The sequence below is a fragment of the Synechococcus sp. BSA11S genome (assembly GCF_014224355.1).
Lineage (GTDB): Bacteria > Cyanobacteriota > Cyanobacteriia > PCC-6307 > Cyanobiaceae > Regnicoccus_A.
In genome coordinates this window covers 147,758-162,185 of record NZ_VNWP01000001.1, presented here as the reverse complement: position 1 = coordinate 162,185, position 14,428 = coordinate 147,758, and the positions used below count along the sequence as shown (strand labels likewise).

Below are 14,428 nucleotides of genomic sequence, written 5' to 3'. Positions count from 1 at the left end.
AGGCGCAAGCGATGGGATTTGCAACGGCAGCAACCTCATCACCGGCCTGGGTCGCCGATGCGGTGGTGTATCAGATCTTTCCCGATCGCTTCCGCCGCAGTGGGCAGGTGGCGGCCCAGGACGGGCTTGAGCTGATGCCCTGGGGCAGCGATCCGGCCCTGCAGGGGTTCCAGGGCGGGGATCTCTACGGAGTGATCGAGGCCCTCGACCACCTCCAGGACCTGGGGATCACCTGCCTGTCACTGAATCCAGTGTTCGCCTCAGCCGCCAATCACCGTTACCACGCCTACGACTACCTGCAGGTGGATCCCCTGCTGGGCGGCAACGATGCCCTGAACGCCCTGATCGAGGCCGTCCACCAGCGCGGCATGCGGCTGATCCTCGATGGGGTGTTCAACCATTGCGGCCGGGGCTTCTGGGCCTTTCACCATCTGCTGGAAAACGGGGAGGCGTCTCCTTACCGTCACTGGTTTCACGTCGAGCAGTGGCCGCTGAACCCCTATCCGACGGCGGGGCAGAGCTGTGGCTATCACTGCTGGTGGAATGATCCGGCCCTGCCGAAATTCCGCCACGACCATCCGCCGGTCCGCGAGCACCTGCTGGAAGTCGCCCGCACCTGGATCGCCGCCGGTGCCGATGGCTGGCGGCTGGATGTCCCCGATGAAGTGCCGGCCGAGTTCTGGGACGCGTTCCGCCAGACCGTGCGGGCTGAGAACCCGGAGGCCTGGATCGTGGGGGAGATCTGGGGCGATGCCAGGCCCTGGCTGGGGGGCGACCAATTCGACGGGGTGATGAACTACCCCCTGGCCTGGAGCATCCACGGCTATTTCGGCGCCACCAGCGTGCGCGACGACCTGAAGCTGCCACCTCTGGCCGAGCCTCCCTACCAGCCCCTGGATCGGGCCGGCTTCGAGCAACGCCTGAACGAGCTGCTCGGCCGCCATGCACCAGCGGTGAACTGCTGCATGCTCAACCTGCTCGACAGCCACGACACCCCCCGAGCCCTGCATGCCCTCGGCGGCGACAGGGACGCCCTGCGTCTTTCCCTGCTGTTCCTCTTCCTGCTGCCGGGAGCCCCTTGCGTGTATTACGGCACCGAGATGGGCCTCGACGGGGGGCCGGAGCCTGGCTGCCGGGAGGCTTACCCCTGGGACAGCCCCGGGGGCGCCCTGGCGGACTGGTTGCGGGAGCTGGCCGCCCTGCGCAGGTGCCTTCCGGCGCTGCGCTCGGCCACCCTCCAGCTCCTCGAGAGCCCCCATGACGACCTGCTGCTGCTGCGGCGCGGCGAGGGTCTTGAGCGTGTCTGGGTGGCGATCAACCGCGGTGAGGCGTCACTGCCCCTGGCCCCGCCCGTCCAAGGAACGCCGCTCTGGGCAAGCGCCCCCGCCGTCGCTGAAACCACGGCCTCTCTGGCCGGGCACTCGGCGTTGATCCTCTCCGAACCCTCAGCATGAACGCCCAACCACGATCCCCGGCCCAGGCCTGGCTGAACCCCGATGGGCTGCTGGAGGAGCTCAGCGGAGGCACCCCGTGGCTGCTCGTGCAGGACCTCGATGGGGTTTGCATGGAGCTGGTCCACGATCCGCGCCGGCGCCTGCTGGATCCCGACTACCTGAGGGCCGCAAGGCAGCTGGAGGGACGGTTTGCGGTACTCACCAACGGCGAGCATGACGGCAGCCGTGGGGTGAACCGGCTGGTGGAGCAGGCCCTGGCCGGCGTGGCGGACCCAGCCGCCGAGGGGCTGTACCTGCCGGGACTGGGCGCCGGCGGCGTGCAGCTGCAGAGCCCCCATGGCCGGGTGACGCACCCGGGGGTGAGCCAGGCGGAGCTTCGCTTTCTGGCCGCGGTTCCGGCATGGCTGCACGCCGCGCTGGAGGAGCGACTGCCCCCCCTGCTGCCACCGCCAGCCCAGGAGCACAGGGCCGAGCTGATCGCAGCGGCCGTGCTCGACAACCCCCTCTCGCCAAGCCTCAACCTGAATCCCCTGCTGGCGGCGATCGGCGGCGAGGTGGGCCGGCAGCAGGATCTGCAGGCGCTGGCCCTGGAGCTGATGGAGTCCCTGCTTGAGCAGGCAGCGTCAGCCGGGCTGGGAGAGTCGTTCTTTGTGCATCTGGCCCCCAACCTGGGCCACGTGGACGGCCGGGAACGCCTGAAGCCTGCGGATCCAGAAGGCAGCGGCACCACGGATTTCCAGCTGATGCTGCGCGGCGCCCTCAAGGAGGTGGGCCTGCTGGTGCTGATCAATCAATTCATCCAGCGCCGCACGGGCACGGCACCCCTGGGCGGGGAGTTCCATGTGCGCAACGCCCCCCACGACCACGCCGGCCTGCTGGAGCTGTGCCGCAGCCACATCGATCCAACCCAGATGCCGCGGCTGGTGGGGGTGGGCGACACGATCACCTCACAGCCGGCGGGGATGGGCGGAGGCTGGCTGCGGGGCGGAAGCGACCGGGGCTTCCTCACCCTGCTGCAGGAGCTGGGGGAGAGCTTCGGCACCGCCAACCGGGTGGTGCTGGTGGACAGCAGCGGCGGCGAAGTGGATCGTCCCTCTCTGGCCGATGGCCGCCTGGCCGGTCTCAGTGATCCCGAGGATCCCCTGCGGATCGACACGACCATGGCCGGCGGGCCGAGGCAGTACATCCGCTGGTTCCGCACCCTGGCGGCGCGCCAGCCGCCCGAGGGCCCTCAGGCCGGCAGGGCCTCGTAGCGCATGCTCAGATCCAGCCAGGGACTGCGGGTGATCGGGGCACTGGTGGAAATCAGATCGATCCCCGTGGCGGCGTAGGCGCGCAGGTGATCGGGATCCACGCCGGAAGCCTCCAGAACCACCCGGGTGCCCCGTTCCTCCGCTTGCCGGCGCAGCTGCGGCACCAGCGTCAGCAGGGCCTCGGGCGTGAAGCCATCAAGCAGCACCCCATCGGCCCCGGCGCCAATCGCCCGAACCGCCTCGTCTGCCCGTTCCGCCTCCACGATCACCCGGGCCGGCCAGGGGCCAGCCGCACGCACCGCGGCCACGGCGTCGGCCACCCCGCCAGCCCAGGCCAGGTGGTTTTCCTTGAGCATCGCAGCATCATCGAGGCCGCAGCGGTGATTGATGCCGCCGCCACAGCGCACGGCATATTTCTCCAGCAGCCGCAGCCCCGGGGTGGTCTTGCGGGTGTCGGCCAGCCCCACCCCAGTTCCGCTCAGCTCCGCCACCAGCGCCGCGGTGGCGGTGGCGATGCCCGAGAGGCGCATGGCCAGGTTGAGGGCCGTACGCTCACCGGCCACCAGAGCCGTTGCCGGACCCGACAGCTCCAGCAGCCGCTGACCGGGCTCCACCGCCTCCCCGTCGGCCACCAACAGGCTCACCTGCACCGAGGCATCGAGCAAGCGGAACAGCGGTTCCACCAGCAGGCCGCCGCAGAAGATCCCCGCACGCCGGGTCGTCCAGCCCGCCGATCCGGTGCGGCCCACAAGCGCGGCGGCGCTGAGGTCCCCGCGACCGATGTCTTCAGCCAGCCAGGAGCGCAGCAGGGGCTCCAGACGAGGCTGGCTGAGCAGGGAGGCGGCCGCGAGGACACGCTCAGGAATGGCCAACAACGACGTCGACGGGTGAGCCCATCATCCTGCCGGCCGAGGAGGCCTCACTTGCCGATGCAGAAACGGGAGAAGACCCGATCGAGCACCGCTTCGCTCACCTCTTCACCGGTGATTTCACCCAGGCTGCGCACCGCCTGACGCAGGTCGATCGTCCAGAAATCCCAGGGCAGCCCGGTGGCGGCCGCCTCCAGGGAGTCACCCAGGCTGGTGGCGGCAGCCGCCGCCAGATCCCGCTGACGGGCGTTGAGGGCCACCTGAAGCCCTGGGCCCAGGCTGAGGCCGCAGCGGGAGAGCAGCGCCGCCGCCAGGTCCTCGAGGCCACTGCCGGTGAGGGCGCTGATCCCCACATCCACTGGGGCCGGGGGAGGGCCTGCGGCGCAATCGCTCTTGTTGCCCACCACCAGGGCGGGCACCCCGGCAGGCAGCTGGGCTGAGAGATCGGCGTCGGCCGCGGTCCAGCCCTCACTCAGGTCCACCAGCAGCAGCACCGCGTCGGCGGAGGCCAGGGCCTGGCGGCTGCGCGCGATGCCCTGGCGCTCCACCGGATCGTCGGTGGCACGGATGCCGGCAGTGTCGAGCAGGGTGAGCGGCACCCCCTGCAGCACAAGCTCGCTCTCCACCAGATCGCGGGTGGTGCCCGGCAACTCGGTCACGATGGCTCGCTCCCGACGGCTGAGTGCATTGAGCAGACTGGATTTCCCCACGTTGGGGCGGCCAACGATCGCCACCCTCAGGCCCTCGCGCAACAGCTGGCCCTCGCTGGCCTCGGCCACCAGCTGTCTGAGATCCCCACGCACCGCCTCCAGTTGCGCCACCAGGGCCTCCGGGTCGAGAGGGGGCAGGTCCTCCTCGAAATCGACCCGGGCCTCCAGCTCCGCCAGCTGATCGAGCAGGCGTTCGCGCAGAGCGCTGATCCGTCGCTGCAGGCCGCCATCGAGGCCCGCCACCGCCAGCTGGGCCGCCCGTCGGCTGCGGGCCGTGATCAGATCACTGATCGCCTCAGCACGGGTGAGATCGAGACGGCCATTGAGGAACGCTCGCTGGCTGAATTCCCCAGGCCGCGCCAGACGGGCGCCACAGCGGAGCACCAGCTCCAGCACCCGCGCCACAGCAACAAGACCGCCGTGGCAGTGGATCTCCACCACGTCTTCCCGGGTGAAGCTGCGGGGAGCCTTCATCAGCAGCAGCAGGGCCTCATCCAACCGCTCGCCACTGGAGGGATCCCGCACATGGCCGTAGAGCACGCGGTGGCTCGCCCAGGGCTGATCCCCGGGGGCCACGAACAGGCTCCGGCCGATCGCCTCCGCCCGGAGGCCAGACATTCTTACGATCGCCACACTTCCCTCTCCGGGCGCCAGCGCCGTCGCGATCGCAGCAATGGTGTCGTCCGAGTCCAAGCAGCCCAACGATCAGGGTCCCCGCCAGTCTCGTTGGCGGCGTTGGTGTTCAGCGACCCTGACCAGGGTCCGCCACTGGATCCGCTGGCTTTGGGAGCAGGAGGGCAGCCCCGCTCAGCGGGCGCGGGGGCTCGCCGCCGGTGTGTTCTGCGGCTGCTTCCCCTTCTTCGGGTTGCAGACTCTGCTGGGGGTGGCGCTGGCCAGCCTGGTGAGAGGCAATCACCTGCTGGCAGCCGCCGGCACCTGGATCAGCAACCCCTTCACGTACGTACCGCTGTACTGGTTCAACTACCAGCTGGGCACCTGGCTGCTGGGTCCGGGCCATGGATGGCCCAGCATGGCCATTCTGAAACAGCATGGATTCTGGGAGCTGGGCTGGTCATTCACGAGCCGGCTGATTCTCGGCTCCACGATCGTCGGGGCCAGCTCCGCTTCGGTGGTGGGGCTCACCTACTGGCGCTGGATGCTGCGTCAGCCGCCCCCGAAGCCAGGGCAGAGCATCAGGTCGATGTGACCGCCACTGGGTTGACGCCACTCGCGAAATTCCTCGGCAAGAGCTTTGTGCTCCCGACGTTTCTGGACCGCGTCAAGCGCCTGAAGACGTTGGTGCACAAGATCCAGGGTGTCGTCAATCAGTTGGGCGGCCTGTTCGGAGGTCATGGCTGCACATTCCAGCGGGGAAATCGATAGACGAATTCAGACAGAATCCAAGCGAGGAAGCTGTAGCGCCGAGCACCCGGATCCGGCACTGTGGCTGGATCCGCACCGGTCCAACCAGTCATGCAGGGGCTGCCAGTTGTCGTGCTCATCGATATCCGCCCAGATCCGCTCGATGCATGAACGCACCGGCGGCTCGGGCAGATTCCAGCGCCGCAACGTGGGGGCGATCGTGGCCTGCCGTTCGCTCGTGAGGGCCTGGCTGCTCGCCCACCAGGCATCCCGCCAGGCCTGCCAGGCCTGGCGCGGGGGATCAGCGCATCCAGCCACGAAGGGGCTGAGCTGCTCGGGATCCTGGGGCACCCCGCCGCGCTCGATCCGATCGGCCAGGGCCGAAAAGAAGTCGCCGTAGGCCACGGGCCAGGACGCCAGCAACTGCAGGGTCAGAGGCACGGGGTCGGGGCGCTCCGGCTCGATCGCGGCCAGGGCCACGGCATCGAAGCCCAGCCTGCGCATCAGGCGGGCGTGGTAATGGGTGTCGTAGGCAGGTGCAAAGCGCTCCAGCCTGGATTCGAGCTCAGCCCTGGGCAGCAGCATCGCCAGCGGTTCCTGCAGGAGACGCAGGTTGTGGTGGCAGATCAGAGGCTGCTGGCCATAGGCATAGAGACCGCTGTGGTCGAAGTAGGCCGCGGTGAACCCCGGATCCCAGCCCTCGAGGAAGGCGAAGGGGCCGTAGTCGAAGCTCTCCCCGGCCAGCGACATGTTGTCGGTATTGAGCACCCCATGGGTGAAGCCGGCAGCCATCCATTGCGCGGCCAGCTGGGCCACCCGCTCCACCAGTTCGCCGTAGAAGGCCAGCAGGGCAGGTTCGCTGTTCCCGCCAGGGCCTACTGGATGGTCCTCGGAGATGTGGGGGTAGTAGACCCGCACCACGTGACGGAGCAAGCGCTCCAACGCCTGGGGCTCACGCCGGTGCAGCAGCCGTTCACAGGTGCCGAAGCGCAGGTGGGTGCGGGCCAGGCGCACCATCACCGAGCTGCGGGTCGGGGAGGGTTCGTCGCCCCGCCAGAGGTCCTCGCCGGTCTCCACCAGGCTGAGGGTGCGGCTGGTGGAGACACCCAGGCGATGCAGGGCTTCGGAGGCGATCAGCTCACGCACCCCGCCCTTGAGGGTGAGGCGGCCATCCCCACCCCGGCTCCAGGGGGTGGTCCCGGAGCCCTTGGTGCCCAGGTCCTGCAGATCACCCCTGCAGTCGCGCAGCTGGCCGTAGAGAAAGCCACGGCCGTCCCCGAGGAAGGGGTTGTAGCTGCCGAACTGATAGCCGTGGTAACGCAGGGCCAGCAGGGGAGTGCGCGCCTCGAAACGGCCATAGGCGGCCTCCAGATTCCCATCACTGATGGCAGCCGGATCGAGGCCGAGCTGAACCAGCAGGTCGTCGTTGCGGAAGCGCAGCTGGGTGAGCGGGAAGCGGGCCGCCTCCACCACGTCCCAGTAGTCGGGGCCAAGGCCCTCGAGCGACGGCTCGAACGGCAGGGCGAGCAGCGGATTCGAACGCTGGTGCGACACCCCTGAAGCCCTTGGCTGGGCGCAGCCTAGAAACGGGGCGTGACACCAGGTCCGACGTCGTGATTCCACCCTCCGGATCAACCGCTCACAGGCCGATCGATATCGTCCTCACCGGGCTCTGGCTGCTGATCGGCGCAGGACTGGTCCTGCGGCTCTGGCAGGCCCCCACGGCCGCGGGGAACTACGACCTGGATGTGGACACGTACCTCCACCTGGGCCGCCGGCTGCTGCACGGTCGACTGATGTACGAGGAGGGCTTCAACGCCAAGTGGCCGATCATCCAGGTGCTCTATGCCCCCTCGGCATGGCTGGGATCGATCCGGGCCCACCGGGTGCTGACGCTGCTGCTCAACATCGGCGGCGGCCTGCTGCTGGCCGATGCGATCCGCCAGCTGGCCAGCCGTGGCCTGGTGCCGCTGCGGCATGGCTCGCTGGTGCCGCTCGGCAGCGCCGCTCTGTTCGTGGTCATGAGCCAGAAGATGCTCGGCGGACTCTCCGGCCATCTGCACCAGTTCGCCAATGCCTTCCTGGTGCTGGCCGTGGCTCTGCTGGCACGCCAGGTGCCGAAGCCGCGCCGGTTCGGACTGGCGGCCTCGGGATTCAGCCTGTTCCTGGCGGTGGCCGTACGCCCCAACCTGCTGCTTCCCCTGCTGCTGGTGGCGCTGGCGCTGCTGTCCTGGCCGGAGTCCTGGAGCTGGCGGCGGCGCTGGGTGGGCCTTGGCTGGGTCACCGCGGGCGCTGGGCTGGGGGCGCTGCTGATGGGGCTCCCCTACCTGTTTCTCAGCGACGGCCTGGCCAAACTCTGGGCCGGAGCGGTGGTTCTGCCGCTGGAGTGGAGCGCCCAGCGCCCTGGAGACAGCCAGAGCCTTGGTGAGCTGCTGGCGCGGGTGGCGGGGGCGTCAGTGGCGGGAGTGGAGCTCTGGATGCTGCTGGTCATTCCCCTGCTGGGCGTGCTGCGCCTGACCCGGCTGGCCAGTCGACGTCGGGCCGGAGCCGGTGGCAGAAGCCTGGTCGTGCCGCTGCTGAGTCTGGTTTTTCTGGGGGGGTTGATCCTCTCCTTCAGCACCACCCACTACTGGAGGCACTACGTGCTGATGGCGATCGTGCCGGTGGTGCTGATCGTGGCCGCCGGCACGGCCGCCCTGGAGCAGTCCTCCAGCCGCGGACTGCTGCGAACGGGTGCCGCCTTCGCCCTCGTGCTCTCGCTGATCCTGGTGAACAACGTGCTGGTGGTGGAGACCCTGGCCCTCGGGGCAGGCAGCAGGGCCCCGGATGCGGTGGAACGGGATCGGGAGCGGTTGATCCAGCGGCTGCGCACCCTGCCGGGGGAGGCGGGCACCTTCACCTCCCCCCAGGATTTTTCCCTGCACTGGGAACTGGATGAACCCTCCTCCACCGTGGGGGTGCACCCCAGCTGGAGCCTGGATCCCTACGGCATGCGGCGCTCCTGGGCCACCGATCTGATCGGTCTGGCGATCAGCGACGAGCAGGCCTGCGCCCAGCTCACCGACCCGCGCCACCGGCACCTGATCTGGAGCCGCACCGGGCGGGGCGGTCGCCACAGCGAAGCCTTCCTGCTGGAGTGCCTGAGCCGCGACGAGCTCACCTGGCGGGAGATCACCCAGGACCTGGAACTCTCCTCCGGGGCGATCAGGGTCTTCCGTCGAGAACCGTGAGCCGGATGGACCCGGTGCGCGAAGGCCATCCATCCAGACTTCGATGACGATTCGCCGATGGTCTCGACCTGCTCGGCCGCGCTGGGCAGGGCCTAACCGATGCCGGTGCGGCAGAGGTCGAGCACATCGGCCATGGAGCGGATCTGATCCATCGTGGTGACCAGCTGGCTGGCGCTGGCGAGCTCCACCTTGAGGTCGATGCGGGCGGGCTTGCCGACGGCCGTGCGCACCCGGGCATCGCTGACATTGATGCGGCTGTCGGAGAGACGCGTGAGGATGTCTTTGAGTACACCGACACGATCGAGCACCTCAATGCGGATCTGCACCGGGTAGCGACGGCTCTGCTGATCCGCTTCGGGATTCCAGCGCACCGGCAACCGACGTTCCACCGGCACGGCCGCCACATTGACGCAGTCCTGGCGATGAATGGTGATGCCGTGATTGCCCAGAGCCACGCTGCCCACGATTGATTCTCCGGGGAGAGGACAACAACAGCCCCCCAGCCGATACTCAAGGCCCTCGAGACCCAGGATCGGACTGCCAACCCCCTCGGGAGAGGCGGGCAAGGGCTGACCCGCCTGATCCGAGACCGTGCGGGCCAGGTCCTCGTTGCTGAGCACCGGGGCTGCCGCCTCGGAGGTGAGCCGCACCTCCTCGCGCAGACGGTTGACCGCCTGCTGCAGGGTGACACCGCCGAAGCCGAGGGCCGCGAGAAGATCCTCGGTGCCCACCAGATTGCAACGACGGGCCACCTTGACCATCGCCTCGCCGTTCAGCAGGGCATCGAAGCCGTCGCGCCCCAGTTCCCGCTCGAGCATGGCGGTGCCCCGCTGGATGTTCTCCTCGCGGTGGCTGCGCTTGTACCACTGCCGGATCCGGTTGCGGGCGGTGGGGGTGGCCACGAAATTGAGCCAGTCGAGGCTCGGATGGGCCGACTTGGCGGTGATGATCTGCACGAAATCACCATTGCGCAGCGGCGTGGCCAAGGGGCAGAGACGGTCGTTGATGCGTACGCCCTGGCAGTGATTGCCCACTTCCGAGTGGATGCGGAAAGCGAAATCCACAGCCGTGGATCCTTTGCGCAGCCCCACCACATCCCCTTGGGGCGTGAACACGAAAACCTCTTCGTCAAAGAGGTCTTCCTTGATCGAGGCGAGGTAATCGCTGCTGTCCTCACCGCCGTCGTCCTGCTGCCAGTCGACCAGCTGACGCAGCCAGTTGAATCGCTCTGCAGCGCCGGCAGAGGCGGGTGAGCCTCCCTCCTTGTATTTCCAGTGGGCCGCAATGCCGTATTCGGCCACCTGATGCATCTCGGTGGTGCGGATCTGCACCTCGATCGGCCGATGACGGCCGATCACGGCCGTGTGCAACGACTGGTAGCCATTGGGCTTGGGCAGGCCGATGTAATCCTTGAAGCGACCGGGGATGGGGCGAAAGGTGTCGTGAACCACCGCAAGAGCGCGATAACAGCTCTCGAGGTTGGGCATCAGGATGCGCAGGGCCGCCACATCGAAGATTTCGTGGAAGGCCTTCTGCTGCAGCTGCATCTTGCTCCAGATGCCATAGAGGTGCTTGGGCCGTCCGCTCACTTCGCAGTCGTGCAGCCCTGCCGCCTCGAGCCGTTGCATCAGCAGGCCCACCGTGGTGGCGAGGCGCTCCTCACGGTCGCTGCGCTTGCTGGCCACCTGCTGCTTGATCTCCCCGTAGGCCTCGGGCTCGAGAATCTTGAAGGCGAGGTCCTCGAGCTCCCACTTGAAGCGGCCGATGCCGAGCCGGTTGGCGAGGGGGGCGTAGATCTCACGGGTTTCACGGGCGATGCGCTGCTGCTTCTCGGGCTTGAGGGCGCCGAGGGTGCGCATGTTGTGCAGCCGATCAGCCAGCTTCACCAGCACCACGCGGATGTCGCTGGCCATGGCCAGAAACATCCGCCGCAGGTTTTCCGCCTGGGCTTCGGTGTGGTTGGTGAAGTGAATCCCGCCAAGTTTGGTGACCCCCTCCACCAGAGCGCGCACCTCGGCTCCGAAATGAACCTCAAGCTCCTCGGGGGTGACGTCGGTGTCCTCGACCACATCGTGGAGGAATCCGGCCGCGATCACCCCCGCGCTGGCGCCGATGTCGCGCAGGAGATCGGCAACGGCAATCGGGTGAATGATGTAAGGCTCACCGGTGGCACGCACCTGGCCGTCGTGGAGCTGAAAGGCGAAGTCAAAGGCCGCCGCCAGCAGGGATTCCGCATCGGTCGGGCAGACATCGCCCTGGCCGGGGGGGACATTGAGAATGCACTGCCACAGCCAGTCGGGAAGCTTCACCCCGTAGTCGTCAGGGGTAGTGATCGGCCGTCGCCCCAGGGGGAGGGAGGCCGGGGTGTCACCGTTCAGGGCCCCGGGATCGGCGATCGCTCCAGCGGGACGGGCACCGTGCAGGCCGATTCGCTCGCCGCCCAGGCTCTCGCCCGCAACGTTGTCTCTGATTCCAACGGCGGTATCGAGCATCACCAGACGCTTCTGCATCCATCGTATGCAGATCACGCAACAAAGCCACGTGCGTGAGGACCCGCCCACCCATGCTGTGTCCGCTTGTCACGAACCGCCGCGTCCCATGGTCGACATGCGTGCCGCCGAGCCGGTTCTGGAGATCAATGACCTGAGCGTGCGTTACCCCGCCAGCCCTGGCGCCCCCACGCTCGATGGCCTGAACCTTCGGCTCGGCTCGGGCGACACCCTCGCCCTGGTGGGACCGTCGGGCTGCGGCAAGAGCACCGTGGCGAGGGCTGTTCTGCAGTTGTTGCCCCCCGGCAGCCACTGCTCTGGCAGCCTGCGGCTGGCGGGGCAGGATCCCCGTGGGCTGAAACGCTCGGCCCTGCGCCAGCTGCGGGGCGAAGCCGTGGGGCTGGTGTTTCAGGACCCGATGACACGGCTGAACCCACTCCTGCGCATCGGCGAGCATCTCGACGACACCCTCTCGGCCCACCGCCCCGACTGGGATCGGGCCCGGGTGCGGCAGCGGGCCCAGCAACTGCTGGAGCGGGTGGGCATCAGCCCGGATCGCTATGGCAGCTATCCCCATGAATTCAGCGGCGGCATGCGCCAGCGGCTGGCGATTGCCCTGGCCATGGCCCTGGAGCCGGCGCTGGTGATCGCGGATGAGCCCACCACCAGCCTGGATGTGGCCGTGGCGGGCCAGGTGATGGCGGAGCTCACCGGCCTCTGCCGGGAGAGCGGCAGCGCTCTGTTGCTGATCAGCCACGACCTGGCCATGGCAGGCCGCTGGTGCCAGCGCATCGCCGTTCTCGACCATGGACGGGTGGTGGAGGAGGCCCCGGCCACCACGCTGCTGCAAGCCCCCCAGGCACCGCTCAGCCGACGGCTGGTGGCGGCGGCCCGTGCTCGCGAAGGCAGCCACACCCCCCCTGCGATCGTGGCCCCTCCCCTGCTGGAGCTGGAGGAGCTTCGCTGCTGGCATCCCCTGCCCTCACCCCCCTGGCGGCAGCGCTGGCTGAAGGCCGTCGATGGGGTGAGCCTTCGCCTCAGCCCCGGCGAAACCCTCGGAGTGGTGGGGGCTTCGGGCTGCGGCAAGAGCACCCTTTGCAGGGCCCTGATGGGTCTGACCCCGGTGCGAGGCGGCCGCGTCAGCCTGGAGGGACGCGATCTGCTCAGGATGGGCGGGGCTGAGCTGGCCAGGGCTCGCCGTCGCCTGCAGATGGTGTTCCAGGATCCGCTGGCCTGCCTCAATCCGACCATGACGGTGGGGGAAGCAGTGGCGGATCCGCTGCTGATCCATGGGCTGGCCAGCCGCTCCGGGGCCCGCGCCAGGGCCAGGGAATGGCTGGCCACGGTGGGGCTGGAGCCGCCCGAGCTGTTTGAGAACCGCCTGCCCCGCCAGCTCTCCGGGGGCCAGCAGCAGCGGGTGGCGATCGCCCGCGCCCTGGTGCTGGAGCCGAAGGTGCTGCTCTGCGACGAGAGCGTGAGCATGCTCGATGCCGAAGTGCAGGCCGAGGTGCTGGCCCTGCTGCGGGAGCTGCAGGGGCGCCTGGGCCTGGGTCTGATCTTCGTGACCCACGACCTGGCGGTGGCCAGCGGCTTCTGCCAGCGGCTGATCGTGCTCGACGGGGGCCGCATCGTTGAGGAGGGGCCAGCCGGGCCGATGCTCGAGCAACCGCGGGCGGCGATCACGCGCCAGCTGGTGGAGGCCTGCCCGCGCCTACCTGCGGTGGCCTGACGGTGGGGGTGACTCCCAACCAGCGGCTCGTCAGGCTCCGCCGGCTGCTGATGCTTTTCCTGCTGGTGAACGCCATCGGCCTGGGGGTCGGGGTGGCGATCTGGATCTATGCCCTCGAGATCGAGGCGGTGAATGGCCTGCGGCTGCAGCTGGCCTCCCGCCTGCCACGCCTGCTGGTGCTGCCACTGATGGGGGCGCTCGGGGGCGGCCTGGCCGGTGCGCTGATCAGCGGCGTCGAACCCGGCGCCAAGGGCTCGGGGATCATTCAGGTCATGGTCTGGCTGCGGGGACTGCCCGTGCCGATGGGCTGGAAGGTAGCCCTGGTGAAGCTGCTGGCCAGCGGCGTCGCCATCGGCGGTGGCCTGCCGGTTGGACCCGAAGGACCCTCCATCCAGATCGGGGCCTCCATGGCCAAGGAATCCGCAGGAGTGGTGGGCGCCAAGGGGAGCACCCGTCGCTCGGCCGTGGCCATCGGCAGCGGCGCCGGCCTCGCCGCCATCTTCCACTCCCCCCTGGGCGGCCTGGTTTACACCCTCGAGGAACTGCTCAAGAAGGCGGACATCCGGGTCAACGCGATCGCCGCCTTCGCCACCTTCGCCACGGTGGCCTGGACGCGCCTGCTCTCGTCCGCGCCGACGTCGCCGGCCTGGATGCGCAATCTGGCCCCGATCGTGGTCGACCCCAGCCGCATCGACACCCTCCGTCTGGTGGACATCCCCTTCCTCCTGCTGCTCGGGGTGCTGGCCGGACTTCTGGCCATGCAGTACCAGCGCTGGGTGCTGCGCCTGTTGCTCCTCTTCCGGCGCTGGCGGTTACCCCCCTGGCAGCTGCTTCCCCTGGTGGGGCTGGTGATCGGCGCAGGGGCGGCGGCTCTGCCCTCCTCCTTCGACAGCCCGGAAAAGCTGGGCTTCGACGCCCTGCTGGGCCTGACGACGCCGGTGCTGGCCCTGCTGGCCCTGGTGGTCCAGGCCATCGGCACGGCTGTGGCGGTGGCGGCGGAGGCCCCGGGGGGCATCCTCGCTCCGGCCCTGGTGGTGGGGGCCTCCCTGGGGACGCTGCTGAGGGAATTCAGCCTGGTGGTGGTCCACTACGCTCCCGCCTCGCTCCTGTTCGCCGGTGGGGCCGCCTTTCTGGGGGCGCTCACCCGCACACCTCTGACGGCGATCCTGCTCAGCTTCGAGCTGAGCAAGGATTACGCCCTGCTGCTGCCGATCGGCTTCGCCGTGCTCACCGCCATCGCCGTGGCTGATCTGTTCGAGCGCGACACCCTCTTCGATCTGATGCGCGAGGAGGCGGAGGAGGAGCTGCGCCGGGCCGGCTGATGGGGAGGTT

At 68.8% G+C, this 14,428-nt stretch carries 11 protein-coding genes; 6 read left to right on the top strand and 5 right to left on the bottom strand.

From position 1 onward, the window contains the following. Positions 1 to 11 precede the first annotated feature (11 nt). Positions 12 to 1,454, top strand: coding sequence for a glycoside hydrolase family 13 protein (locus tag FPZ61_RS00850; protein ID WP_185464239.1), 1,443 nt, complete (start codon positions 12 to 14; stop codon positions 1,452 to 1,454). Beyond that, entirely contained in the window at positions 1,451 to 2,707 is a 1,257-nt protein-coding gene (gene stpA / locus FPZ61_RS00845) for a glucosylglycerol 3-phosphatase (protein WP_185464240.1), read from the top strand. Before FPZ61_RS00850 ends, stpA begins: the two co-directional genes overlap by 4 nt. Here stpA and nadC read toward each other — a convergent pair. Both nadC and mnmE read right to left on the bottom strand, forming a co-directional pair. Beyond that, positions 2,686 to 3,579 (bottom strand): carboxylating nicotinate-nucleotide diphosphorylase, encoded by an 894-nt coding sequence (gene nadC, locus FPZ61_RS00840; protein ID WP_221629689.1) that lies wholly within the window; start codon positions 3,577 to 3,579, stop codon positions 2,686 to 2,688. The genes stpA and nadC overlap by 22 nt on opposite strands. A 47-nt stretch (positions 3,580 to 3,626) precedes the next feature. Next, positions 3,627 to 4,979 carry a tRNA uridine-5-carboxymethylaminomethyl(34) synthesis GTPase MnmE gene (gene mnmE, locus FPZ61_RS00835; RefSeq protein WP_185464241.1) on the bottom strand — a complete coding sequence of 451 codons (1,353 nt, stop codon included), beginning with the start codon at positions 4,977 to 4,979 and terminating at the stop codon, positions 3,627 to 3,629. Here mnmE and FPZ61_RS00830 point away from each other — a divergent pair. Beyond that, positions 4,960 to 5,493 (top strand): DUF2062 domain-containing protein, encoded by a 534-nt coding sequence (locus FPZ61_RS00830; protein WP_185464242.1) that lies wholly within the window; start codon positions 4,960 to 4,962, stop codon positions 5,491 to 5,493. The two genes, mnmE and FPZ61_RS00830, sit on opposite strands and share 20 nt — an antisense overlap. On the opposite strand, the gene FPZ61_RS00825 is transcribed toward FPZ61_RS00830, so the two are convergent. Together FPZ61_RS00825 and FPZ61_RS00820 are read right to left on the bottom strand one after the other, a co-directional pair. Next, positions 5,451 to 5,639: a hypothetical protein gene (locus FPZ61_RS00825; RefSeq protein WP_185474719.1), complete on the bottom strand. Its 189-nt coding sequence runs from the start codon at positions 5,637 to 5,639 to the stop codon at positions 5,451 to 5,453. The genes FPZ61_RS00830 and FPZ61_RS00825 overlap by 43 nt on opposite strands. A 36-nt stretch (positions 5,640 to 5,675) precedes the next feature. Further along, a complete protein-coding gene (locus tag FPZ61_RS00820) occupies positions 5,676 to 7,202 on the bottom strand; it encodes a YdiU family protein (RefSeq protein WP_185464243.1) in 1,527 nt (508 codons plus the stop codon). A gap of 59 nt (positions 7,203 to 7,261) precedes the next feature. On the opposite strand from FPZ61_RS00820, the gene FPZ61_RS00815 reads away from it, so the two are divergent. Further along, positions 7,262 to 8,878 carry a hypothetical protein gene (locus tag FPZ61_RS00815; RefSeq protein WP_185464244.1) on the top strand — a complete coding sequence of 539 codons (1,617 nt, stop codon included), beginning with the start codon at positions 7,262 to 7,264 and terminating at the stop codon, positions 8,876 to 8,878. A 92-nt stretch (positions 8,879 to 8,970) separates the two neighbouring features. Here the strand turns inward: FPZ61_RS00815 and FPZ61_RS00810 are convergent, their stop codons facing one another. Continuing rightward, positions 8,971 to 11,370 (bottom strand): bifunctional (p)ppGpp synthetase/guanosine-3',5'-bis(diphosphate) 3'-pyrophosphohydrolase, encoded by a 2,400-nt coding sequence (locus tag FPZ61_RS00810; RefSeq protein ID WP_185464410.1) that lies wholly within the window; start codon positions 11,368 to 11,370, stop codon positions 8,971 to 8,973. A gap of 106 nt (positions 11,371 to 11,476) precedes the next feature. Between FPZ61_RS00810 and FPZ61_RS00805 the strand changes: the two genes are divergently transcribed. Together FPZ61_RS00805 and FPZ61_RS00800 are read left to right on the top strand one after the other, a co-directional pair. After that, positions 11,477 to 13,096: an ABC transporter ATP-binding protein gene (locus FPZ61_RS00805; protein WP_185464245.1), complete on the top strand. Its 1,620-nt coding sequence runs from the start codon at positions 11,477 to 11,479 to the stop codon at positions 13,094 to 13,096. A gap of 8 nt (positions 13,097 to 13,104) precedes the next feature. After that, positions 13,105 to 14,418, top strand: coding sequence for a chloride channel protein (locus FPZ61_RS00800; RefSeq protein ID WP_185474718.1), 1,314 nt, complete (start codon positions 13,105 to 13,107; stop codon positions 14,416 to 14,418). Positions 14,419 to 14,428 lie beyond the last annotated feature (10 nt).

Bases quoted from the DNA above. Each gene is read 5' to 3' on its own strand.
- FPZ61_RS00850 (WP_185464239.1), top strand. From the start codon at position 12: ATGGGATTTGCAACGGCAGCAACCTCATCACCGGCCTGGGTCGCCGAT.
- stpA (WP_185464240.1), top strand. From the start codon at position 1,451: ATGAACGCCCAACCACGATCCCCGGCCCAGGCCTGGCTGAACCCCGAT.
- FPZ61_RS00830 (WP_185464242.1), top strand. From the start codon at position 4,960: ATGGTGTCGTCCGAGTCCAAGCAGCCCAACGATCAGGGTCCCCGCCAG.
- FPZ61_RS00825 (WP_185474719.1), bottom strand. From the start codon at position 5,639: ATGACCTCCGAACAGGCCGCCCAACTGATTGACGACACCCTGGATCTT.
- FPZ61_RS00810 (WP_185464410.1), bottom strand. From the start codon at position 11,370: ATGCTCGATACCGCCGTTGGAATCAGAGACAACGTTGCGGGCGAGAGC.
- FPZ61_RS00805 (WP_185464245.1), top strand. From the start codon at position 11,477: ATGGTCGACATGCGTGCCGCCGAGCCGGTTCTGGAGATCAATGACCTG.